At 44.5% G+C, this 20,591-nt stretch carries 19 protein-coding genes; 3 read left to right on the top strand and 16 right to left on the bottom strand.

Annotation, left to right across the window (positions count from 1 at the left end; translation table 11 throughout):
- Positions 1–46: 46 nt before the first annotated feature.
- The 9 genes from R8O70_RS08665 to R8O70_RS08625 form a co-directional block, all read right to left on the bottom strand.
- Complete coding sequence (locus R8O70_RS08665; RefSeq protein ID WP_054577938.1) at positions 47–1,102, bottom strand: hybrid-cluster NAD(P)-dependent oxidoreductase; 1,056 nt, start codon at positions 1,100–1,102, stop codon at positions 47–49.
- 81 nt (positions 1,103–1,183) lie between these two features.
- A complete protein-coding gene (gene hcp / locus R8O70_RS08660; RefSeq protein WP_318184144.1) occupies positions 1,184–2,845 on the bottom strand; it encodes a hydroxylamine reductase in 1,662 nt (553 codons plus the stop codon).
- 174 nt (positions 2,846–3,019) lie between these two features.
- Positions 3,020–4,549, bottom strand: coding sequence for a nitric oxide reductase transcriptional regulator NorR (norR, locus tag R8O70_RS08655; protein WP_053349518.1), 1,530 nt, complete (start codon positions 4,547–4,549; stop codon positions 3,020–3,022).
- Positions 4,550–4,751: 202 nt separating this feature from the next.
- On the bottom strand, positions 4,752–5,231 hold the full coding sequence (locus R8O70_RS08650; protein ID WP_005386695.1) for a glycine zipper 2TM domain-containing protein: 480 nt from the start codon (positions 5,229–5,231) through the stop codon (positions 4,752–4,754).
- Between the two features lie 123 nt (positions 5,232–5,354).
- On the bottom strand, positions 5,355–5,966 hold the full coding sequence (locus R8O70_RS08645; protein WP_005386693.1) for a CDP-alcohol phosphatidyltransferase family protein: 612 nt from the start codon (positions 5,964–5,966) through the stop codon (positions 5,355–5,357).
- The gene (locus R8O70_RS08640; RefSeq protein ID WP_053307432.1) at positions 5,959–6,606 is read right to left on the bottom strand and encodes an ATP-binding cassette domain-containing protein; all 648 of its coding nucleotides are present in this window, start codon (positions 6,604–6,606) and stop codon (positions 5,959–5,961) included. The genes R8O70_RS08645 and R8O70_RS08640 overlap by 8 nt, the downstream gene beginning before the upstream one ends.
- Positions 6,572–8,281, bottom strand: coding sequence for a thiamine ABC transporter permease (locus tag R8O70_RS08635; protein ID WP_318184143.1), 1,710 nt, complete (start codon positions 8,279–8,281; stop codon positions 6,572–6,574). The genes R8O70_RS08640 and R8O70_RS08635 overlap by 35 nt, the downstream gene beginning before the upstream one ends.
- Positions 8,282–8,290: 9 nt before the next feature.
- Positions 8,291–9,451: an ABC transporter substrate-binding protein gene (locus tag R8O70_RS08630; protein WP_042522009.1), complete on the bottom strand. Its 1,161-nt coding sequence runs from the start codon at positions 9,449–9,451 to the stop codon at positions 8,291–8,293.
- 435 nt (positions 9,452–9,886) lie between these two features.
- Positions 9,887–10,333 carry an META domain-containing protein gene (locus R8O70_RS08625; protein ID WP_042522007.1) on the bottom strand — a complete coding sequence of 149 codons (447 nt, stop codon included), beginning with the start codon at positions 10,331–10,333 and terminating at the stop codon, positions 9,887–9,889.
- 184 nt (positions 10,334–10,517) lie between these two features.
- Here R8O70_RS08625 and R8O70_RS08620 point away from each other — a divergent pair, with 184 nt between their 5' ends.
- Positions 10,518–10,766 (top strand): DUF1289 domain-containing protein, encoded by a 249-nt coding sequence (locus R8O70_RS08620; RefSeq protein ID WP_005378062.1) that lies wholly within the window; start codon positions 10,518–10,520, stop codon positions 10,764–10,766.
- A 135-nt stretch (positions 10,767–10,901) separates the two neighbouring features.
- On the opposite strand, the gene R8O70_RS08615 is transcribed toward R8O70_RS08620, so the two are convergent.
- On the bottom strand, positions 10,902–11,123 hold the full coding sequence (locus R8O70_RS08615) for a hypothetical protein (protein ID WP_005386686.1): 222 nt from the start codon (positions 11,121–11,123) through the stop codon (positions 10,902–10,904).
- 415 nt (positions 11,124–11,538) lie between these two features.
- Positions 11,539–13,227, bottom strand: a complete 1,689-nt coding sequence (gene ushA, locus R8O70_RS08610; protein WP_258623560.1) for a bifunctional UDP-sugar hydrolase/5'-nucleotidase UshA — start codon at positions 13,225–13,227, stop codon at positions 11,539–11,541.
- Positions 13,228–14,072: 845 nt separating this feature from the next.
- Here ushA and R8O70_RS08605 point away from each other — a divergent pair.
- The gene (locus tag R8O70_RS08605; RefSeq protein ID WP_021033829.1) at positions 14,073–14,495 is read left to right on the top strand and encodes a GNAT family N-acetyltransferase; all 423 of its coding nucleotides are present in this window, start codon (positions 14,073–14,075) and stop codon (positions 14,493–14,495) included.
- Between the two features lie 147 nt (positions 14,496–14,642).
- Here R8O70_RS08605 and rplY read toward each other — a convergent pair whose 3' ends face one another.
- From rplY to R8O70_RS08580, 5 genes are all read right to left on the bottom strand, one after another.
- Positions 14,643–14,921 (bottom strand): 50S ribosomal protein L25, encoded by a 279-nt coding sequence (gene rplY, locus R8O70_RS08600; RefSeq protein WP_005378066.1) that lies wholly within the window; start codon positions 14,919–14,921, stop codon positions 14,643–14,645.
- Positions 14,922–15,205: 284 nt separating this feature from the next.
- Complete coding sequence (locus tag R8O70_RS08595; protein WP_025766856.1) at positions 15,206–16,555, bottom strand: ATP-binding protein; 1,350 nt, start codon at positions 16,553–16,555, stop codon at positions 15,206–15,208.
- Complete coding sequence (locus tag R8O70_RS08590; protein WP_005378073.1) at positions 16,545–17,204, bottom strand: response regulator transcription factor; 660 nt, start codon at positions 17,202–17,204, stop codon at positions 16,545–16,547. The genes R8O70_RS08595 and R8O70_RS08590 overlap by 11 nt, the downstream gene beginning before the upstream one ends.
- 76 nt (positions 17,205–17,280) lie before the next feature.
- Complete coding sequence (locus tag R8O70_RS08585) at positions 17,281–17,646, bottom strand: PepSY domain-containing protein (protein ID WP_372036143.1); 366 nt, start codon at positions 17,644–17,646, stop codon at positions 17,281–17,283.
- Between the two features lie 155 nt (positions 17,647–17,801).
- On the bottom strand, positions 17,802–19,553 hold the full coding sequence (locus R8O70_RS08580) for a DEAD/DEAH box helicase (protein ID WP_054729964.1): 1,752 nt from the start codon (positions 19,551–19,553) through the stop codon (positions 17,802–17,804).
- 121 nt (positions 19,554–19,674) lie between these two features.
- On the opposite strand from R8O70_RS08580, the gene rsuA reads away from it, so the two are divergent.
- On the top strand, positions 19,675–20,376 hold the full coding sequence (gene rsuA, locus R8O70_RS08575) for a 16S rRNA pseudouridine(516) synthase RsuA (RefSeq protein ID WP_005388670.1): 702 nt from the start codon (positions 19,675–19,677) through the stop codon (positions 20,374–20,376).
- Positions 20,377–20,591: the final 215 nt, after the last annotated feature.

Raw genomic sequence — 20,591 nt, 5'->3', positions numbered from 1 at the left:
GCTCGTCGGAATGACGGGAAACAATAAAAGTTCGATACCAGCAGCATTAACCGATCTGCACTTCAAGATCCGCTTCGATGATTGATGAGCAGGCGAGCACATAGCCTTGTTCAATTTCTTCTGGCGTCAATGTTTCTAGGCTAGTGGAAGAGACGTTGCCTTTACGAACCTTGCATTTGCACGAGCCACAAATCCCGCTTCGACAAGCGACGATTAATGGTAAACCTGCGCCTTCGAGCACATCGGCCAGTACCTGACCTTTTTGAGCATCGATGCTTTGAGCAAAATCAGGAACAGAAACGTTAACCGTCTCATCGGAGACCGATGATTCTGCGCCAGTCGCTGGCGTAAAACTCTCTTGGTAGAAGTTCGTCATGTCAAAACCAAGGTCATTCAAATAGCCGTGAACATCTTGCATAAACTGGCTTGGACCACACAGGTAAACGGTGCGCTGTTTGAAATCAGGAGCAAGCTCTTTAAGCCAGTCGGCATTCAAACGACCTTGTGGATGCGATGTTCCTTCGCGGTTTTTCAGCAACAACTTTAAATTGAAGTTGGGATACACAGCGTCTAACGTTTCTAGCTGATCGTAGTAAATCGTCTCTTCTGGGCTGCGTGCAATATGAAGAAATGCGATGTCCACATCGTTGTCGTTTTCATCTTGATTACTCAGCCAGTGCTTTGCCATCGAAAATACGGGCGTGACGCCGCAACCTGCACTGATAAGCAAGGCTTTTGTTTCGCCATCACGTAACACGGGTGGATGGTCGATGCAGTTAAATTCGCCTGCTGGTGGTAATGCTTGAACAGTATCACCGAGCAGCAGCGAGTCAACGATGTAGTTCGATACTTTACCGCCAGATACTCGTTTGATGGTGAGTTGAAGGTGATCGTCTTCATTGATCGAGCTGATTGAATAGGCACGAAACTCCATTTTTCCATCAATTTCGACGCCCAAGTTAATAAACTGGCCAGGCTTAAACTGAAACAGAAGTGATTCGGTTAGTTCGGCCAATTTTATGCTGACGGTGTCGTGTGTTTCGAAGTATTTGTCGATGCAACGGAGTGTGACGGGTTGGTTACCTTGCCATTCAAAAAACATAACAATCTCTTTGGTTGTGGCTATTTTTGGTTCGAAATAGATAGCGCCTCCGCGTAAGGAGGCGCGTAACAAGCAAGTTTATTAAGCTGCTAGGATGGCTTTTAGATCATCCTGAACATTGCCAATACTGCGCATATCGAACTTCTCTTGGATGATGGCGATTAGGTTTGGCGTTAGGAATGCCGGTGCAGAAGGGCCTGTGTAAATGCCTTTCACGCCCAATGCAAATAGCGTTAGCAAGATAACGATCGCTTTTTGCTCGAACCAAGAAAGCACAAGCGTGAGTGGCAGTTCATTGATGTCACAGTCAAACTCTTTCGCCAGTGCAAGTGCAAGCTGGATTGCAGAGTAAGCATCGTTACATTGGCCCACATCCAATAGGCGAGGAATGCCGTTGATATCGCCAAACGTATTCTTGTTGAAGCGGAACTTACCACACGCCAAGGTCAGGATTAGCGTGTCTTCTGGTGCTTCAGCCGTAAAATCGGTGTAGTAGCTACGTTCCGCTTTATCGCCGTCACAACCGCCGACTAGGAAGAAGTGCTTGATGTTGCCTTGCTTCACTTGGTCGATAACCGCAGGGGCGGCGTTCATCAGTGCATTTCGACCAAAACCAACCGTGATGTGGTGTTCGATTTCATCGTGTTGGAAACCATCTTGCGCTAGAGCACATTCAATCACTTGGCTAAAATCATCGCCTTCGATGTGAGCCACACCAGGCCAGCCAACAATACTACGAGTGAATAAACGGTCTGCGTATTGACCCACATTTGGATTCAACAAGCAGTTTGACGTCATTACGATTGCGCCAGGGAAGTTTGCGAATTCTTTCTGCTGGTTTTGCCATGCGCTGCCGTAGTTACCGACAAGATGAGAGTATTTCTTCAGCTCAGGGTAGCCGTGTGCAGGCAGCATTTCACCATTGGTGTAAACGTTAATGCCTTTGCCTTCGGTCTGTTGCAGGATTTTTTCTAGGTCATGCAAATCATGGCCAGAAACAAGAATACATTTACCTTTTACTGGCTTGACGTTCACCGTGGTTGGTTCTGGATGGCCGAAGGTCGTTGTTTCACCTTGGTCGAGCATTTCCATCACTTTGTAGTTCATCAGGCCAATGCGCATTGAGCAATCAAGTAGTTCGCCAAGATCTTCAGGGTCTGTGCCCAACCACGCCATGATTTCATGGTATTCGGCATAGATATCGTTGTTGGTTTGCTCAAGAACACGTGCGTGCTCCATGTACGCGGCTGCACCTTTAAGTCCGTATAGGCAAAGTAGGCGTAGGCCAATAACATCTTCATGTACTTGGTCTTTACCACGGTTAACCGCGACTTGAGGAGCAAAAGCTAAGATCGCTTCTGCGCTGTTTGGTAGCTCGAAGTTGGCAACGGCAGGAATGTCAGTAAGGTTGGTGTTTGACAAAGTTGCAGCAGACATTACTTGCTCTTTTAGCAATGCTTTGTACGTTGCCGCTTGAGAAGTTAGCTCTAGGACACGTTCAGGGTCAAAGTTTACGTTCGTCAATGTAGAGAAAAATGCCTTTGGTGCCCATTGGTTGATTTCATCGTTAATGATGTTGAATTCAAGTGCTTTTGATGCCCAAAAAGAAACCCCTTGCAGTGTGTAAACCAACACGTCTTGAAGGTCAGATACTTCAGAAGTTTTACCACACATACCTTGTGCAAAAGAACAACCTTTAACAGCAGGGGTTTGAATTGTCTGTTCACATTGAATACAGAACATATTGGGTTCTCCAGTGATTGTTTTAATAGTCGTGATGTTGACCACTAGAGAGCAGAATGTGTGCCAATTATTATCTTGTTGATTTATATTGAATTTTATCAGATTTAGGAGAGTGGTTGATGTAATTAAGACAACGGGGTTGATGTCTTAATCACATCGACTTCTTGTGGTCGGTTATTTATTGATCCCGAGCTTTTTACCCATCCGATATAAGTTCCCGCGATCCATTTGTAAAAACTCCGCTGCTTTTGCCCAAACGCCACCAGTTTGGCTCAAAGCATGTTCAATTAAATCACGTTGATAGCTTTCTATTAGCTCTCGCATTGGTTGGCTTTCTTTAGGCAGATAATGCGATGTGTTTTTTACATCATCGAGAGCCAGTGAGGTGTCAAAATGGTTAAGCATGATCGTGCTTGCACCTTGTTGAATAGCGTGTAAAGCCGCGCGAGTTAAAGTGTGTTCGAGCTCGCGTACGTTTCCGTACCAAGGTAAAGACTCCAGTTGAGTCAACACTTTAGGGTGAACGTGAAGATTGGGCGCATTAAATTGTTGGCGTACCTTTTCTAACAGATATCCGGCTAAAACGGGAATATCACCGTCACGGGCACGAAGTGGGGGAACTTGGATTGGGAATACGTTTAAACGGTGGAAAAGGTCTGCTCGAAACGTGCCAGCTTCGACCTCTTTTTCTAATTGTCGATTGGTCGCGGCGATGATGCGCACATTGACCATCAAATGCTGATCGCTACCCACACGTTGCAGCTCGCCTTGCTGAATTACGCGCAGCAATTTTGCTTGCAAAATCATAGGCAGTTCGCCCACTTCATCAAGGAAAATCGTTCCACCGTCTGCCAGTTCAAACTTACCGGCACGGTGGCTATTAGCACCTGTAAATGCGCCTTTGACATGGCCAAACAGTTCACTCTCAGCCAGACCTTCAGGCAGGGCCGCACAGTTGACGTAAATCATCGGCTTATCGCTACGATGAGATTGCGCGTGTACCGAGTGCGCGACCAGTTCTTTACCAGTACCGGTCTCTCCTGTGATAAGTACTGCGTAATCTGATTGAGCAACAGTCGCAATGTTGTTTCGTAACTGGTTGATCTGTGGACTCAAACCCACCATTTCGCCATGTTGAGAACGGGCTTGCTGGATAAGGGTTTGAGTGACGCTTTTTTGCTTCTGGTTTTGCGCTTTGAGCGCTTTTAACTGAGCAATGTTACGCAATGTCGCAGCGGTCAAAGCCGCAAAGGTTTCGATAGCGACAGGATCGATGCCATCAAACGCGCCCACCGTTAGTGCATCCATCGTTAGTGCGCCAACAAGTTGGCCTTCGACATACAAGCTAAAGCCCATGCAATCGTGAACATCAATGCATTGGTCTTCAGTTAATAGTGTGCCGTCGAAAGGATCCGGCAGTGAACAATCGGCATCGAAACGCACCGGTTCACGGCTATGAATAATGGCATCTAAGCGAGGGTGCGCCTTGGGGAAATAGCGACGACCTAAGACCGAGCTGGATAAGCCTTTTACCGCGACAGGAGTTAGAAAACCATCCTCATCGAAGATAAACAGGCAGCTCGCATCACATGGGAATACTTGCGCGACCCCATCAATGAGATTTTGATATTGCTGCTCGTGAGAGCGATTTGAGCTGAGGTTTAGCGCGATATTAAGGAGTACGTGGTCAACAGTCGGAGTCATAACAAGCCCAAAGTTATCTGGAATGGGCTCATGCTAGCAACTTGATGTCATTTGAACATCGAAAGGTGTGGGAGATTGATGTTCCATTGACGACGATCAAGTTTGATACGAAAAGAAACGCGCAAGTTAACAAGCCAGTGATGTAAGCTTGCGCGGGTTAGGTGTTTGAATTAAAGCAGGCCAAAGGTTTGGTTCGTCCGAATTAACGAGGAACGACTCTGGCGTCATTACCAGAAACATTGATTTGGACCGCTTGGCCTGGTTGGAAAATCATGTTTGGATTTGCTTCTTGAACAATAGAGATAATCTTTCCGTCCTCTAAACGAATGGTCAGATTCACGCCATTTCTTTTCGCGGTTGCTTCAGCCGCTTTGCTGCCTGCATAGCCACCCAATAGACCACCACCAATGGCAGCGATATCCGAGCCAGAACCGCCCCCAACTTTTGAGCCTAAGATCCCGCCCACGGCAGCACCAGCGATGGTGCCAATGGCATTGGATTGGGTAGAGGCATCAATGGTTACGGGTTCTACTTTTTCTACTGTGCCGTAGTAAACCTGCTGAACTTTGCGAGTGTCGGATGAGCCGTATGCATCTCCGTACGGGTTAGGTGAGCTACAGCCGCCAAGCACGAGCGCACAAGTAATGGTGAGCAACATGCCTAAATTGATCTGTTTTTTCATATAGCCTCCGAATGGTTTCTTCATTCAAAGAGTATATACCCCAATTTAACCTGCGTTTTGGTGCTTTATAAAACAGTGGCTTAGCGGCCTGTCCCTTAAGGAAACGCGATTGTCTAAGCAGTATTAATGATCGTTAAGCGTATGAAACCCTGAATAAATACGTGTAAAAGTGGTAAACCAGCATGCCGCGCCAAAGATATACGCGATGACGGCAAAGTGTTGCGGTAGCAAACAAAATAAAACCAAACAGCCAATGGTTTCTGTACCTTCGGTTAAGCCGCTCATGTAGTAAAGCGATTTGTTTTTATATACCGGATTATCGATGCCTTGTTTTCCTGCCATGATGGCAAAAGCTAAAAAGCTACTACCAGTGCCGATGAAGGAAAAAATCAAAAATGCGCCTGCAACGGCATTGTGCTCTGGGTTGGCAAGCACAAAGCCAAAAGGAATCAACGAATAGAACAAAAAATCTAAGCTGATATCAAGAAAACCACCCGCATCGGTAATGCCTTGAATCCTTGCCAGTGCACCGTCTAACCCATCACAGATTCTGTTCAGCAAAATAAACAGCAACGCCAACAAGTACTGTTCGGCGATCAAAGCAGGCAGGGCAAAACAGCCAAGCACAAAACCAAATACTGTCGTCTGATTTGCGGTGATGCCACATTTATCGATATATGTCGCACTGAGTGCCAGCGGTTTGCGGATGAGCTTTATACTCAGGCTATCAAGCATGATTTGTCTCCCACGGCCAGTTTAGGCAGCGGCTGCCATCAGGAATATCGTCTTCATCGTGCGTTACCATCAAAGTAGGGATGTTCGCTTGCTGCAATTGTTCGACCACCCAATTGCGAAATTGTACACGCAGGTCTTTATCCAGCTTGCTATAGGGCTCATCAAGTAGCGCAACTTTCGGCTTTGCTAGCAGCATACGAGTCAATGAAATACGGGCGCGTTGCCCTCCCGAAATTTGGTCAGGAAAGGACTCTGCTAGTTTGGTCAATGAAATGTTCTTCAGCGCTTGCATAGCGTGAGCTTTACGCTCTTCACCTTTGATTGAGTTTGGTAGCGCGAAGGCAAGGTTCTCCCACACCGTTAAATGAGGGAAGAGCAAATCTTCTTGGAATAGAATACCGACCTGACGCTTATGGGCAGGGAGGGCATCCAACTTTTCGTTATCAAGCGTAATGGATCCAGAGTAGTTGAACTCGGCGGATAGGTGCCCGGCAATGGCATCCAACAAAGTGGATTTACCACAACCACTTGGTCCCATCAGAGTAACAATTTCACCTTTCTCTACAGTCATGTTGAACGCTGAAAAAAGCGTGTCGCCATTGGCTTTACGGATGGCGAGGTTTTCGAGACAAAGACTCATTCAGTAGTAAACCTTTTATAGACAAGCGGCGATACTTCATGTGTAAGCGGCTTAGTAGTATCGCAAAAGAGAAGAACAAGAACGGCAAGAGTGCTTGCCAAATGGCGTAAATCGCGGTGACACGTCGGTCAAAACCACTGGATAGCGCAACGGCTTCGGTTGTGATGGTGCTAATGCGCCCAGCCCCTAGCACCAATGTCGGCAGGTATTGCGCCAGACTTACGCTAATACCGATAGCCCATGCGAATGCAATCGCAGGCAGGAGGATTGGTAGTTTCACTTTTAACCAAGCTTGCATCGGTGATTTACCCAAGCTGAGAGCGACACGAGTTAACCCATTGTCGAAGCTGCGCCACGGACCGTCTAGCGAGAGGTAAATAAATGGGAACGCAAAGAATACATGCGCCCAGCATACCCAAAAGAAATACGCGTTACTGTTTAAGTACAGTGTTACCACTTGCATACCGAATAGCACGGATAGCTGAGGAATCAGCATCGGGATGGCGATGATGTAACCGGGCACCTGCCAGCGATAACGGAGATGATACTCATGTGCTATTAAAGCAAGAACTAGCGCGACAGTCGCGCTGATTAGGGCGATTGACATACTTTGTTCTAGAGTCCCTAGAATACTGTGCCATTCGTATTCCCAAAAACGCAGGCTGTAACGGCTTGGGAGCAAATCTGGAAAGCGCCAACGTTGGGCAAAGCTCCACAGCACCATGAGTGGAATCATTAGAAGTGCAAGTAGAGCAATCAGTGAAAATAGGGTTTTACCGGGTAAACGAAACCCGTTTCGACCAGAGTACTGCCAGCGTTTGAAGCCTTTGGTAATACACCATTCCATTAAGCGTGCAAATCCAATCAAAACGCTAGCGATCGCAAACAGTATTACTGCGCCAGCGGCAGCTCTTGGTAGGAGCGATAAATCTGGATCGTTAAACCATTGCCATACCAAAACCGCGAACGTCGGTGGGTTGGTAGGGCCAATAATCAGGGCGACATCGACAACGGACAAACTGTAAGCCAATACCGCCAGCATTGGGAAACGAAGTTTTGCTAACCATTGCGGAAATACGCATTTCCACCACGTTTGCGCGGAACTGTAGCCCATCGAGTGACTGACTTTTTCAACCTTATCGACTTTCAATTGCTGAAGGATCGGAATACTCATCAACAATAAAAACGGCACTTCTTTAATCGCAAGCATGATGACCAAACCGAGTGCATGTGGGTCTTTAATCAGCAATGCTAAGTCATTCACCGTTTGTGCATTCGGGTCGTAACCAAACAGTTGGTTGAGAACACGAACGCCCATACCAGTTGGGGCAAACAAGAACGCAAAGCCAATTGCAAACGCGACGTGCGGCATAGCGAGAAGTGGGGAAAGGCTAACTTCAATTTTTCGCCAAAACTTGCTGCCCCAAGACGCCTGTAGAATGGCAAACGTGATGAAGCAAGCCAAGTAGCTACTGAAAATGGCGGAGTAGAAAGTAAGCCCGATGGATGTCCAAACACCTTCCCAATCAAAGACGGCATTGAAGCCATCAAAAGAAAAGTGGTGTAGACCGATAGGAGGTACATAACCGAGCGCAGAGACCACCACTCCAAGTAGTCCCGGAATGGTAGGCAAAATACAAACTGCGATAATGACTAAATACAGCGCTCTTAACATGGATTCTTACTAATTCCCGTAGCGTTTCAACCATTCTTTTTCTAACGCCGCTTGCCAACTTGGATGTGGCTCAGCGATAGATTTGAATTGTTGAGTGTTTTTGGCTGAACCAGTTAGGTATTGGTTGCTTAGTACCGAAGGGTCGCCCCAGATGTTTAGGTTACCTTTGCGAGACTGTGCTTCAGGGCTCAATAAAAAGTTTATCGCAACTTGTGCACCAGCACTGGCATTTGCGTTCCAAGGAATCGCTAAAAAGTGGATATTTGAGAGTGCTCCTGCGTCCATTGCGTACGCTTTGGTGCTCTCTGCAAGATTACCGCTCGACTGCGCAGAGAAAACCGCGTTCGGGTTAAAGGTAATCGCCAGGTCAGTCTGACCATCATCTAGTAGCTGAAGGGTTTCTGCTGTACCGCCTGGAAACTGCTTACCACCGCGCCAAGCGACTTTATGGAACTCATCTAGATAAGACCACAGCGGTTGAGTGACTTGCTCAAACGTGTCATCGGTAACTGGTTGTTGCAGCTCAGGGGCGTTGTTAGACAGTTCAATGAGTAATGCTTTGATAAAGCTTGTGCCATGAAACTCTGGTGGTCGAGGGTAAGTCAGGCGATTCGGGAACGCTTTTGCATAGCTCAGCATTTCTGCGAATGATTTTGGAGGGTTATGGAGGGTTTGCTCGTCATGGATAAACACTAATTGTCCTACTCCCCAAGGTGCTTCTAGACCTTCTGTTGGCTCGGAGAAGTCCACATCAATTGGTAGAGATTTATCCACATATTGCCAGCTTGGCAAACCTTCGACAAAAGGACCAAATAGCAATTGGTTATCCTTCATTGATTTGAAGTTTTCGCCATTGATCCAAACCATATCAACACTGCCACCGCTGTTTTTGCCTGCCGCTTTTTCTGCGATAAGTCGAGTAGTGGTCTCAGAAATATCAGTTACTTTAACGTGGTTTAGCGTCACGTTATAACGTGATTTTAGCTCTCTACTCGCCCACTGTATGTAGCGATTAATTTCTTGGCTTCCGCCCCAAGCATGAAAGTAGACGGATTGCCCGTCGGCTTGTTGTTCGATTTTTTGCCATTCGCTATTCACTGATGAATCGGCAAAAGAAGGTGTCGCAAAAGTCGTGGCTAAAATGCCAATGCTGCTGAGTAGCTTTTTCATATCTATTCCGTGTTATGTCTTTTGGTGCTTGCTTTCGTTTCTATTGACGTTTTCGCAAGTCGTTCCGCTCTGTTACAAGGATAGTAATTCATCTCTCTCTATTATCAATGCCAATCCCAAACGGAATCACTCATTGATTCAAAGAATTACTCTCAATGTGAAGCAAAACGAAGAAAGGACAAATTTGGTGTCATTTTAGGAGCGGACCGTTTGTTTGAGGATATTCTTTCAAGTAATTGAAAATTATTGTCCCCAGAGATATGAATAGGTTGTTTTACAGAGCAAAATTGATGTTTAAAGCATGGAATTGAGGGCGAAAAGAGAAAGAAAGTTGGCCATTTAAATGACTTTGGCATGCATGACTAACGATTCATCGATATAAAAAAAGCAGCCGTTTGGCTGCTTTAAGATACTATCTGGTTTACTTAGTTGGGATTAGTTTACCCAGTCACGTAGTGTAAACGTCAATTCGTGATCGGCACTTTTCAGAACAAGACCATCTGTAGTTAGCGTGATATCGCTCCAGTTAGATAGTGTTTGTGTCATTGCGTTTTCGATCTTCATTTGATCTTCCATACACATCTTCATGGTCATGCCCATTTTTTCGATGCGTAGTTGGTTGTTTTTCAGCTCGGCTTGACCGAAGAAGTTGTTACAACCTGCGTTGCCGTTTGCGGTTAGATTTTCACCGATTTCTAGGCGAGCCGCTTTTTGGTGTTCGTCTAGAACGATATTTTTGCCATCAACTTGAACAAGTTCCCAGTTGTGGTGCTGCAAATCTTGAGCCGTTATTTCTTTCACATCATCACCGTTGCTAGCACAAGCAGTCATAAGAACAGGGAGAGAGATTGCTGTAACTAACGTTTTTAGGCTAAGCTTCATTTTATAGACTCCGTTTTTATAAACGCGGTAAGTATAAGTAATAAAACACTGTTTTTGTCAGCATAAGGTTATGGTTTCGTATGTTTTTGACATAACGAAGCATATAGCAAGTTTTGTTGCTGACTAATCTTCTCATTATTTAAACTAGGCCAATACGCCCTAATATGGAAAGAGCGGTTTTAGTATGGAGCAACTGGAGTTTTTTACTGTCCCAAGCCCTTGTGTTGGAGTATGTACCTCCGATGAAAAAGGGTATTGCAAGGGGTGTATGAGAAAGAGAGAGGAAAGGTTTAATTGGCTTAACTTAACCCCCGCTCAGCAGTTGCACGTTATTAAGTTGTGTCGTCAAAGGTACAGAAGAAAGATGTTGGCAGGGAAGACGAAGCCAGAACAGCTTCAAGATGAGTCATCGCCTCAACAAGACTTATTCTAGAACTCTTGTTCAGTCTGTGGGGTTACGCCTTCGCTTTCGGTTCTGATTAGGCTTTTACATATTCCCGGTCCGGCAAGGTGTCCTTTAAGAACCGGGAATCTCCTATCTATTTTCCCTATAAAGCGGTAATTGGCGTTATTTCATCGACCAACGGTCGCTAACCCAGCCTCCCGCTTGTTCGTCGAAGTGATTTCCTGAAAATCGATGATTGAATTCAACATCTAATTTACTTGTTGGGCGTTCATCCATGAGTTGATGAATGTATCTCGCCATAGGATCCGTACAAGCTTCACGCTCTCTACGGGTAACTACTTCTTTGATCATTTGGAGTCTGTAGCTATTGCTGGCTCGTTTCATTTTTGACCTCCAGAACTCGATGGCAGCAGTTTGAACACATTGACGTCCAGATCGCTGCTCATTAGTGTGCGCGTGGAGGCACATCACCATCGTTTGAAGTCCAAAGACAAATTGTTTGAGAGCAGTGTTTGTAACGCCATTCACATCTTTCTCAGAATCATTGACTGTGCGATTGAAAATGTTTCGCGAAATTTAGCCGATGAACCTGCATATTTAAAAGACCTTATCAAACATAGAAGCCCAACACAGGGGCGTCAATAACACAAATGAACAATTTTTGAACATATTGTGAAGGTGGAGAGTTTTCAGTAATTTATCGAAAATAAAAAACCGAAGCACAAAGCTTCGGTTTTAAGGAAAGCCCTGACGAAATTGCTTGTAAAAGCTCTTAGCGCCAGGGGTAAGGTGTTGAGTATTAGCTACCAGTTGCAGGACAGCCTTTTACTGGTTGGCCATTACTGAAGTATTTGATGTTCTCTAAGTTCTTGTCGTAGTTATCCGCAGAGATTTGTGGGTTGTTTACGAAGAACTCGCGCAAAACGTATGCATCAGTTAGCTGTGTAGATTGAACATCGATGATTGGATAGTTATCGCCACCAGCAGCACTGAAGCTGATTACAGAGAATGTGTACGTTTCGTTTAGATCGAAGCCTTTATTGTTAATATCGGTAATGGTTACTGAGCCAGCATCACAATTTACATCTAAAGTGATGTTATCTAGTTGAGCGTAAGCACCAGAGCCTGCAGATTTCGTCGCAACCACATCTAAGTATTCTTTAACTTCTTTACCTGTCATAGTTGCTTTAGTCACGAAGTTACCAAATGGCTGAACCGTTAGTACGTCACGGTAAGTGATATCACCATCTTGGATTGAATCACGCACGCCGCCAGAGTTCATCACACCAAAGTCAGCATTTACCGTTTTGTAAGTACGGTATGCCTCGCCGAGTAGGTGACCTAGGTTAGTTTGTTGAGAGCGAACTACGTTACGATCACCTTCTAACTTACCCGTCGTATTAGAAATCTTCTCATCTAATAACTCTTGACCTTGTTGTTGGTATGGCAGTAGTAACGCTTTTACCGTTGCATCTTGTTGAATTCGTTCACCGATAACTTCATCGTTTTCGTCTAGAAGGTTTACAGGAATCAGTGCGTAATTCGCTAAGTGAAGCTTGCCGTCGTAGTATTCGAAGTCTGCACGACCCACATATTTACCCCACTCATGCGCTTGCATAATCCAAGTGCCTTTTTGTTGGTCTGGGGCACAATCATCCCCAGGTTTGAAATCAGCATACTCATTGGTACCTGGTTCCATACATACAGGGTTTTGCGAGTGACCACCGATGATAGCGTTTAGCTGTCCTTCTTCAAGAGAGCGAACGAGTTTCACGTCACCTGGTGCTTCACTACCGTTTTTACCATCTTCGTAGTGACCCATGTGCGTCGTTGCAAATACTAGGTCTACCTTTTCGTTCTCTTCGATTTCCTTCAGTACCTTTTTGATTTCTACTTGAGGGTCTTCGAAGTGGATGTTTGATACGTTGTCTGGATTGACTAGCTTCGCAGTGTCTTGCGTTGTTAGACCAATAACAGCGATCTTAAGGCCGTTGATAGTAAATACTTTGTAAGGGGCGAAGTAACGCTCGTTTGTATCTTTTTTATAGATATTCGCAGCCAGCATAGGGAAGTCAGCTAGCTCGGCTTGCATATCGAGAATATCTAGTGAGTTATCAAATTCGTGGTTACCGACAGCCATTGCATCGTAACCAAGTAGGTTCATCCCTACGAAGTCTGGAACCGCATCTTGCATGTCTGATTCTGGTACACCGGTATTAATATCACCGCCAGATAGCAGAATGGTTTCACCGCCTTTTGCTTCGACTTCTGCGCGGATAGATTCGATTAAAGTGTGACGCGCAGCCATGCCGTATTCGCCGTCGCTGTTATGCCAAAAGCGACCATGGTTATCGTTAGTGTGGAGAACGGTGAACTTAGTACAAGAATCTGCAGTCTCGCAGGTTACTGGAGAATTGTCGCTGTCTGAGCCGCATCCTGCTAGCGCAGCGCCCACTGCCACTACCAAAAGAGATTTGGAAAACTTCATAAGGGATCCTTTCTTTGTGATTTTGTTATTGTTACGGCGTGAAATATACGGAATTAATGTGAAACTTTAGTGATCTATCTCTTATTTATACTTCTATCGGAGAAATGAATTAATAAGCCTGCAAACTACGTCTATAAATAAACAGAATTGGTATTTAGTATTTATTTTATATCGCTAGCTCTATTTTTTGTGAGGTAGTTAATTGAATGTGTGTTGTTTGTGTGAATCAATGCGCATTTTTACGAAGTATTACGCTGATTTTTGGTGATTATTTTGCCAAGTTTATGTTTTTCCTAATAGGTATGACACAAATCGTTATAAATTTTCGCTCTAATGATGAGGGGCTCGGTTTGTATGCATAATGAACAGTACAGAGCTTAAACTCATTTGATCATGGCTTTATTCTGCCAAACTCTATCAAAAATTGTATTTATCTCTTTACTATAATTGCGATCGTTTAGAAACCTTATGCTTTAGGCATCGTTTATTTATCCTCATCCGATACCTTATCGTGCTTATTCCGAATTTGACACTCGAGTGTTTAAACAAATAGATTCAACCTAATGAGTCAAAATGAAAAGTAAATAATGGATCGTTCTTCTTCGAATATTATGATGTGAACTATCATTTAATTAATGAAAATGAAATAGATTAATGTAAAGCGTTGCGACTGTAGCCGTTATCTTTGAGCTTTGGTTTAAAGGGTAGGGTTAAAAGAATTTGTAAGTGGTGAACGCTAATAAAGGATGCTTATGAGATACACAGTAAGGGACGCACTCAAAAAGGAAGCAGCCCAAATCGCCAAGATACACGTTGATTCTTGACAGGTGGCGTATAAAGGATTAATGCCAAAGAGCTACATAGAGCAGTTTACGATTGAGCGTCGAGAAAGGATGTGGGCACGAGTGATGACGGAGCAACTGGCCCAATTGATCGTAGTTGAGAGGCAAGGAGAAATTGTTGGCTTTTTAAGTTACGAGTTACCTAACCACACCAGCGAAGATAAAACGGCATTAGTGACATGTTGCTACGTTACGCCGCTACATTATGGGCAAGGAGCAGGAAGTGCACTGTTAGATGAGTTAGAGACACGTTTGCTCTCTACGTCAGTTATGCAGATCAGTTTGAAAGCACTGGATACTAATCAACAGGGGCTTAACTTTTACAAGAAGTGTGGTTTTGTGCGTACTGGAGAGGAAGAGTCGGAAGTGATTGAGAGTATGACGCTGACCGATCTCACTTTAGTGAAGTATATTGCCCGCTCATAAATCAAATGCTATATGCCAAATATAGTAAAACCCCGGAGGTGGTAAGACTCCGGGGTTTTGAAATTTTTTAGATGTCTCGGTTGGTAAGTCCGATTATCTTTTATGCAAAAGGTTTGGATTTAATCCGATTAATTCCTTGGTAGGGAATTAGATACGGATGAAGTCCATGTGTTCAACTTTTGGCTTGAACGCGTGACGTTGAACGTCTTGTGGCTTAACTTTAACTTCTTTGCCATCGATAACTAGAACGATGCCTTCGTAGAATTCAGGCTTGTCCATTTGGTTTACGATGTCGTCGTGGTTAAGAACGATAGCTACTGCTGCTTCTTCACCGCCGTATACAACTGCAGGGAATTTTCCAGCGTGACGTAGGCGGCGGCTCGCACCTTTACCTAGTTCAGTACGTACTACTGCTTCGAATTTCATAGTATTTACTCTCAAATTAGTAAAAATCAAATGTTCACAATCAACAATGCGACCTTGTTGTTCGTGGTAAAGCTTGAAACAGGAACTGTTCAAGCGAGCGCGGATACTATCATTCCACTTATAAATGGGCAACCCAAATCGTATCCAAATCAACAAAAAGGTATGATTTAGCGGGGTGGAAGGCTATCCCTTTTAACGCTTTGCTTGGATTTTGTTCACATCGACTTCATTTTCATCGGTTTACTGATCATGGTCCGAAAAACAAAGTTTATGTGTTATATGCTTTATGTTCGGCTGAGATGTAAGACTAAAGATGCTTTTAATCCACCTAAAGCGCTTGTATCCAATGTTAATTGACCTCGGTAACTGTGTGCCATTTCACTGACTATGTTTAGACCAAGACCTGAGCCAGGGGTTGTTTCATCCAATCTAACTCCTCTCTTGATTACTTGACTCAGTTTCTCTTTAGGGATGCCTGGCCCATCATCTTCAATAATGATGTGTATATTTTCCTTATCCTGAGAGGAGTGCACACGAATCATGCTGTTGGCCCACTTATAGCCATTTTCTAGCAAGTTACCTAGCATTTCATCGAGATCGGTCTGCTCTACTGCTACATTCAGCTCTGAATCAAGTTCATTAATTAAGGTAATGCTTCGGCTCGCATACACTTTATCAAACGCCATTGAGATAGCGTCCACACGATCTGCTGGGTTCGACTTCACTGATAATATGTTCATCGATCCGGCCATACGGGCACGACCCAAATGGTAATCGATATGGTCTTGTATTTGATTGATTGGAGCTCGGAGACGGGATTGTGCCTCAGGTTCTAACGTCTGAACTTCATTTTTTAGAACAGAAAGTGGCGTTTTAAGTGCATGAGATAGGTTACCTGCGTGATTGCGAGCTCTCTCTAGTAATTCTTGGTAATGGAACAGCAGAGCATTGAGGTCGAAGATTAGAGGAGAAATCTCTTTTGGGTAGGTTTCTTCTAGACTCTTTTTATTACCAGACTTCAGCTCGGCTAATTCTTTTTGTAGCTTTGTAAGCGGACTCAATGACCAAGCAATTTGCAGTAAAATGACCGTAAGCACGCCCGCGAATAATAAACCCAAAATAAGCCAAAGTTGGCCGATTAACGTCTGAAGGGTATTTTTAATGGGCTCTTCGTCAATACCAATAATAATGTGAATAGGACCATCGTAATCAGGAAGATACAGCGCTTTTTCTAGCGTAATTAGTTTTTCGCCTCTTGCTCCATACGCATCTTTATCCAAACCTTTGTATTCGATTTTTTTGTCCCACAAAGAACGAGAACGTTCGAGGCTTGCCTCTGTAGAGGCACTCCAATACAAACCACTGTAAGGTCGGTTAAATCGAGGGTCTGATAGCTGAGCTGTGAGTGAAAGATGCCCGGTGTTATCGACTTCTAACTGTGCGGCGACTTCATCCATAAAAATGCTGAGCTGTGAGCGAGTGTCATCAACCATATAGTTGTAGACCTGCGTCGGTATCGTCACACCAGCGGCGAGGATCATTGCCGTTAACCAAACGATCGCCGCTAAAACGAGGCGACTTTTGATACTCAGTCGTTTTATTGCGTTTAACGGTAGCCTGTTTCTATTCGGCATTTAATTGGTATCCCAACCCTCGGACAGTTTTGATGATCTTTGGTGCGATTTTTTTACGAATTCGGCCGATAAAAACTTCGATTGTGTTGGAGTCACGATCAAAGTCTTGTTTGTAAATGTGCTCGACGAGTTCGGTTCGAGAAATCACTTTTTCCGGGTTATGCATAAAGTAAGCGACCACTTTATACTCTAGCGCCGTCAAGCTTACCGCTTGACCTTGCCACATGACTTTAGAAGTGCGTGTATCCAAGCTCAAGTCGCCAATTTGCATCACAGGAGAGGCATTACCAGAGGCTCTTCGCAGCTGTGCACGAATACGAGCGATAAGCTCAACCATTTCAAATGGTTTAGTTAGGTAATCGTCTGCACCTGCGTTTAAGCCTTCAACTCGCTGCGTTAGGGTGTCGCGAGCGCTTAAAATCACGACAGGAGTATTAATGTTTTCATCTCGGATGCCTTTTAGGACGGTAAGACCATCCAGTTTTGGCAAGCCGAGGTCGAGAACAATGGCGTCCCATTCTTCCGAAGTCGCGCGATACAGAGCGTCTATGCCATCTTGGGACAATTCTGGTACCCAGCCGGTACTTTCTAATGTTTCGATGATTTGCTCGCCTAAACGAGGATCATCTTCAACAACAAGTATTTTCATATTGATGATTCTTATTATGTTTGGATTTTTATCGAAGTAAGTTACGCATCGTGTCTGGATTACGCATTAGACAAGTTTAGTTGTTTTGCGGCTTTAACGCTTTGTTAAAGCTGCGACCTTTGATCTCAAGCATTTCCAGCGTGGCGGCGTCGTACTCAACTTTCAGGACGCTATTGTTGTACAGAATTTTCAATTCATACACCCAAGCATCATCATCTTCTTCAAGCTCGACCTTGATGATGCGGCCGTATAAGTCGTTTTCTACTGCGGCGTAAAGTTCCGAAAATGGTCGTATATATCCTTGTTGAACCGCGCGGTAGACCTCATCTTGATCTTCATCGAATTCGATGCGTGTTCCTGGCTTTTCGACATCTTGCACGATGGCGTGGCCATTTTGTGATGTGTACTCGTTGTCATGCTTGGCAAAACTTGGTGCACACATGAATGTCGCAATAAGGCCGAAAAGTAACGCAGAATGTAGAGAAGTCGTTGCTTTATACATAGTCAAACCTTTTCTGGAGCGTTAGCCGCAGTATATCGGATATAGATGAACAGAGAGTGAATCAGCTAATTAAGTTTTGCCATGTGTTGTGGATGTTATTTCAACTCATCTTCAAAAATTTTATCTCGCAGCTTCCAAAAGCGACCAGATTTTCTAGCAATAACAAACTGAGGCAAACGGAAACGATGTTGATTAGCGACAACGCGTGTCGGTGAAGCCTCTTCAAAAGGACGATGCTTGTCTGCTAAGTGGGGGCGTACGAACTGATCTTTAAACGTTTGTTTTTGTTTTTTGGTACTCAATGTCCAAAACTCATGAACTAACGCATTGCCTTCGCCTTGGTATGGTTCACCAGAATACGTCACCTTTAGCTGAGATTTACCATCACTGGACTTAAATACAGATAGGTCCATTTCTGTGCATTCAAAGATTAATGCATCTTTGAGATTAAGGGCTTCTTTTAGCTTTTTATCTGGGTCTACGAGCGTCGCATCACACTCATGACAAATTCGTGCAGCGATATCGTTGTCCGCACCACATTCACCGCAGTATTTGGCACGAAAACGGTAGCCACAGTGTTCACGTTCGCCTGTGTCTTCATCTTCAAAGTAACCTTGGCAACGTCTGCCAAAATGTTCAACCAAGAAACCGTTACTATCCAACTTACCCCAGAAGTTGTTATTGAATCCGCAAGCCGGGCAAGGAATCGTGATAATTTCACTGTCAGAGTCTGGTTTGGGATCACCGACTTCAGGTTGGTATAAATCGTAGCTGTTGCCTGCGTAATCAAGCACTAAACATTCTGATTTTCCGTCTGATAAGCGTAATCCTCGTCCTACTATCTGTTGGTACAGACTGACTGACTCTGTTGGTCGCAAAATCGCGATTAAATCGACATGCGGCGCATCAAACCCGGTTGTCAGTACCGAAACATTGACTAAGTATTTTATTTGACGATTCTTGAACGCTTGGATGATCGCATCGCGCTCCGGCGTAGGTGTATCACCAATGACGATTTCAGTTTCGCCTTCTGGCAATAAACTGTGTATCTCCTGTGCGTGTCGAACAGTTGCAGCGAAGATCATGACACCTTGACGCTCTTTCGCATATTGCATGATTTGCTCAACAATTTGTGGAGTCGCACGTTTGGCTTTATCGATCACCATGTCCATTTCTGCTTCTTTGTAGCGTCCGGTGTTAGCGGGCTTCAGCTGAGAGAAGTCGTAAGACAAAACGGGGGCATCCATCATGCGGGCTGGAGTGAGGAAGTTTTCGTCGAGCAAGTAACGGATCGGCAGTTCGAAAATACAATCGCGGAAGAATCGAGGCTCTTCGGTTCGCACTTGACCTCGGGTGTGATACTGATAAATCCAGCCCATTCCTAAACGATAGGGCGTTGCAGTTAGTCCCAGCACCTTAATGCCAGGGTTCAGTTCTCGTAAGTGAGTAATAACTTTTTGGTAGCTGCTGTTTTTGTCATCTGGCACACGATGGCACTCATCAATAACGAGCAGAGAAAACTGGTTTTTGAACGAATCTAAGTTACGTACGACCGATTGAACCGAAGCAAACACGACTTGCTGGTCAGTTTCTTTTCGTCCCAATCCTGCTGAGAAGATAGAACCTTTTAAACCATAACCTTCATACTTCGCGTGGTTTTGCTCGACCAGTTCTTTTACGTGGGCGAGGACTAACACTCGTCCTTTCGCAAGGCGAGCAAGTTCTGCGATCACCAAGCTTTTTCCTGCACCGGTTGGCAGCACGATCACTGCTGGTGTCGAGTGTTTACGAAAGTAATGAATAACGGCTTTAACCGAGTCGGCTTGATAAGGACGAAGTGTGTACATGAAAATATGTGAAATTGCTCAACTATTCGAACGAGGAACGCTATAATACCTGACTTTTATACCCAAGTGACCTTTAAACCAAGATTTAGAGATCACTTGGGTATAATTCAATGAGGTATTCATGCGTTTAGATAAATATTTGTGTGACGCTCTGGGTGCAACACGCAAACAGGCAACAAAGATCATCAAAAGTGGAGACATCACCGTTGACGGTGAGGTTCAAAAAAGTGGTGCATTTAAAGTACCTAAAGGTGCGGAAGTGATGTGGGAAGACCGTGTTATTGGTGCTCCTGGTCCTCGTTACATTATGTTGTATAAGCCTGCTGACTTTGTTTGTTCACATGAAGATGGCTACAACCAAACTGCATTCGCATTGCTTGATGAGCCTAAAATTGAAAACCTTCACTTTGCGGGCCGATTAGATGTCGACACAACTGGTTTAGTGTTGATTACGGATGATGGTAAGTGGTCTCACCGTATTACCTCACCTAAGCATAAGTGTGAGAAAACGTACCGTGTTTGGCTCGTCGATGCTATTCAGCCAGATTACGCGGAAAAGCTCGAACAAGGCATCATTTTGCGCAATGAATCAGAAGCAACATTGCCTGCTCGTTTGGAAATCGTGAACGAGGCCGAGAATGAAGTATTGTTAACTATCGTGGAAGGTAAGTATCACCAAGTGAAACGTATGTTCGCGGCGTTAGGAAATAAAGTTGAGTACTTACATCGTGAGCGTATTGGTTCTATCGAACTTGATGAGGCACTAGAACCAGGTGATTATCGCTACCTCACGCAAGAAGAAATTGATTCTATTTGGAATTAATTGTCGGCATGGGAAATTCTTTAGTTCCTAATAGGAACTAGTCTTTTGGTAGGAATTGGCTCAAAATAAATTTTCCTACCAAAATTAGTGCCTAGACAATTCCGGTGTGCTTACTCATCTCAGTGATATGCCTTTGCATTTAGCTGAGGCATGCATACTCTTATTGCAAAGCCTTCGGCTACGGTGAATGGAATGATGGTGTCAACGCCATCATT

Source organism: Vibrio sp. 779(2023) (genome assembly GCF_033344285.1).
In the GTDB taxonomy this organism is placed as follows: domain Bacteria; phylum Pseudomonadota; class Gammaproteobacteria; order Enterobacterales; family Vibrionaceae; genus Vibrio; species Vibrio alginolyticus.
This window is presented reverse-complemented; position numbering and strand designations above follow the sequence as displayed.

Bases quoted from the DNA above. Each gene is read 5' to 3' on its own strand.
- R8O70_RS08665 (WP_054577938.1), bottom strand. From the start codon at position 1,102: ATGTTTTTTGAATGGCAAGGTAACCAACCCGTCACACTCCGTTGCATC.
- hcp (WP_318184144.1), bottom strand. From the start codon at position 2,845: ATGTTCTGTATTCAATGTGAACAGACAATTCAAACCCCTGCTGTTAAA.
- norR (WP_053349518.1), bottom strand. From the start codon at position 4,549: ATGACTCCGACTGTTGACCACGTACTCCTTAATATCGCGCTAAACCTC.
- R8O70_RS08650 (WP_005386695.1), bottom strand. From the start codon at position 5,231: ATGAAAAAACAGATCAATTTAGGCATGTTGCTCACCATTACTTGTGCG.
- R8O70_RS08645 (WP_005386693.1), bottom strand. From the start codon at position 5,966: ATGCTTGATAGCCTGAGTATAAAGCTCATCCGCAAACCGCTGGCACTC.
- R8O70_RS08640 (WP_053307432.1), bottom strand. From the start codon at position 6,606: ATGAGTCTTTGTCTCGAAAACCTCGCCATCCGTAAAGCCAATGGCGAC.
- R8O70_RS08635 (WP_318184143.1), bottom strand. From the start codon at position 8,281: ATGTTAAGAGCGCTGTATTTAGTCATTATCGCAGTTTGTATTTTGCCT.
- R8O70_RS08630 (WP_042522009.1), bottom strand. From the start codon at position 9,451: ATGAAAAAGCTACTCAGCAGCATTGGCATTTTAGCCACGACTTTTGCG.
- R8O70_RS08625 (WP_042522007.1), bottom strand. From the start codon at position 10,333: ATGAAGCTTAGCCTAAAAACGTTAGTTACAGCAATCTCTCTCCCTGTT.
- R8O70_RS08620 (WP_005378062.1), top strand. From the start codon at position 10,518: ATGGAGCAACTGGAGTTTTTTACTGTCCCAAGCCCTTGTGTTGGAGTA.
- R8O70_RS08615 (WP_005386686.1), bottom strand. From the start codon at position 11,123: ATGAAACGAGCCAGCAATAGCTACAGACTCCAAATGATCAAAGAAGTA.
- ushA (WP_258623560.1), bottom strand. From the start codon at position 13,227: ATGAAGTTTTCCAAATCTCTTTTGGTAGTGGCAGTGGGCGCTGCGCTA.
- R8O70_RS08605 (WP_021033829.1), top strand. From the start codon at position 14,073: ATGCCAAAGAGCTACATAGAGCAGTTTACGATTGAGCGTCGAGAAAGG.
- rplY (WP_005378066.1), bottom strand. From the start codon at position 14,921: ATGAAATTCGAAGCAGTAGTACGTACTGAACTAGGTAAAGGTGCGAGC.
- R8O70_RS08595 (WP_025766856.1), bottom strand. From the start codon at position 16,555: ATGCCGAATAGAAACAGGCTACCGTTAAACGCAATAAAACGACTGAGT.
- R8O70_RS08590 (WP_005378073.1), bottom strand. From the start codon at position 17,204: ATGAAAATACTTGTTGTTGAAGATGATCCTCGTTTAGGCGAGCAAATC.
- R8O70_RS08585 (WP_372036143.1), bottom strand. From the start codon at position 17,646: ATGTGTGCACCAAGTTTTGCCAAGCATGACAACGAGTACACATCACAA.
- R8O70_RS08580 (WP_054729964.1), bottom strand. From the start codon at position 19,553: ATGTACACACTTCGTCCTTATCAAGCCGACTCGGTTAAAGCCGTTATT.
- rsuA (WP_005388670.1), top strand. From the start codon at position 19,675: ATGCGTTTAGATAAATATTTGTGTGACGCTCTGGGTGCAACACGCAAA.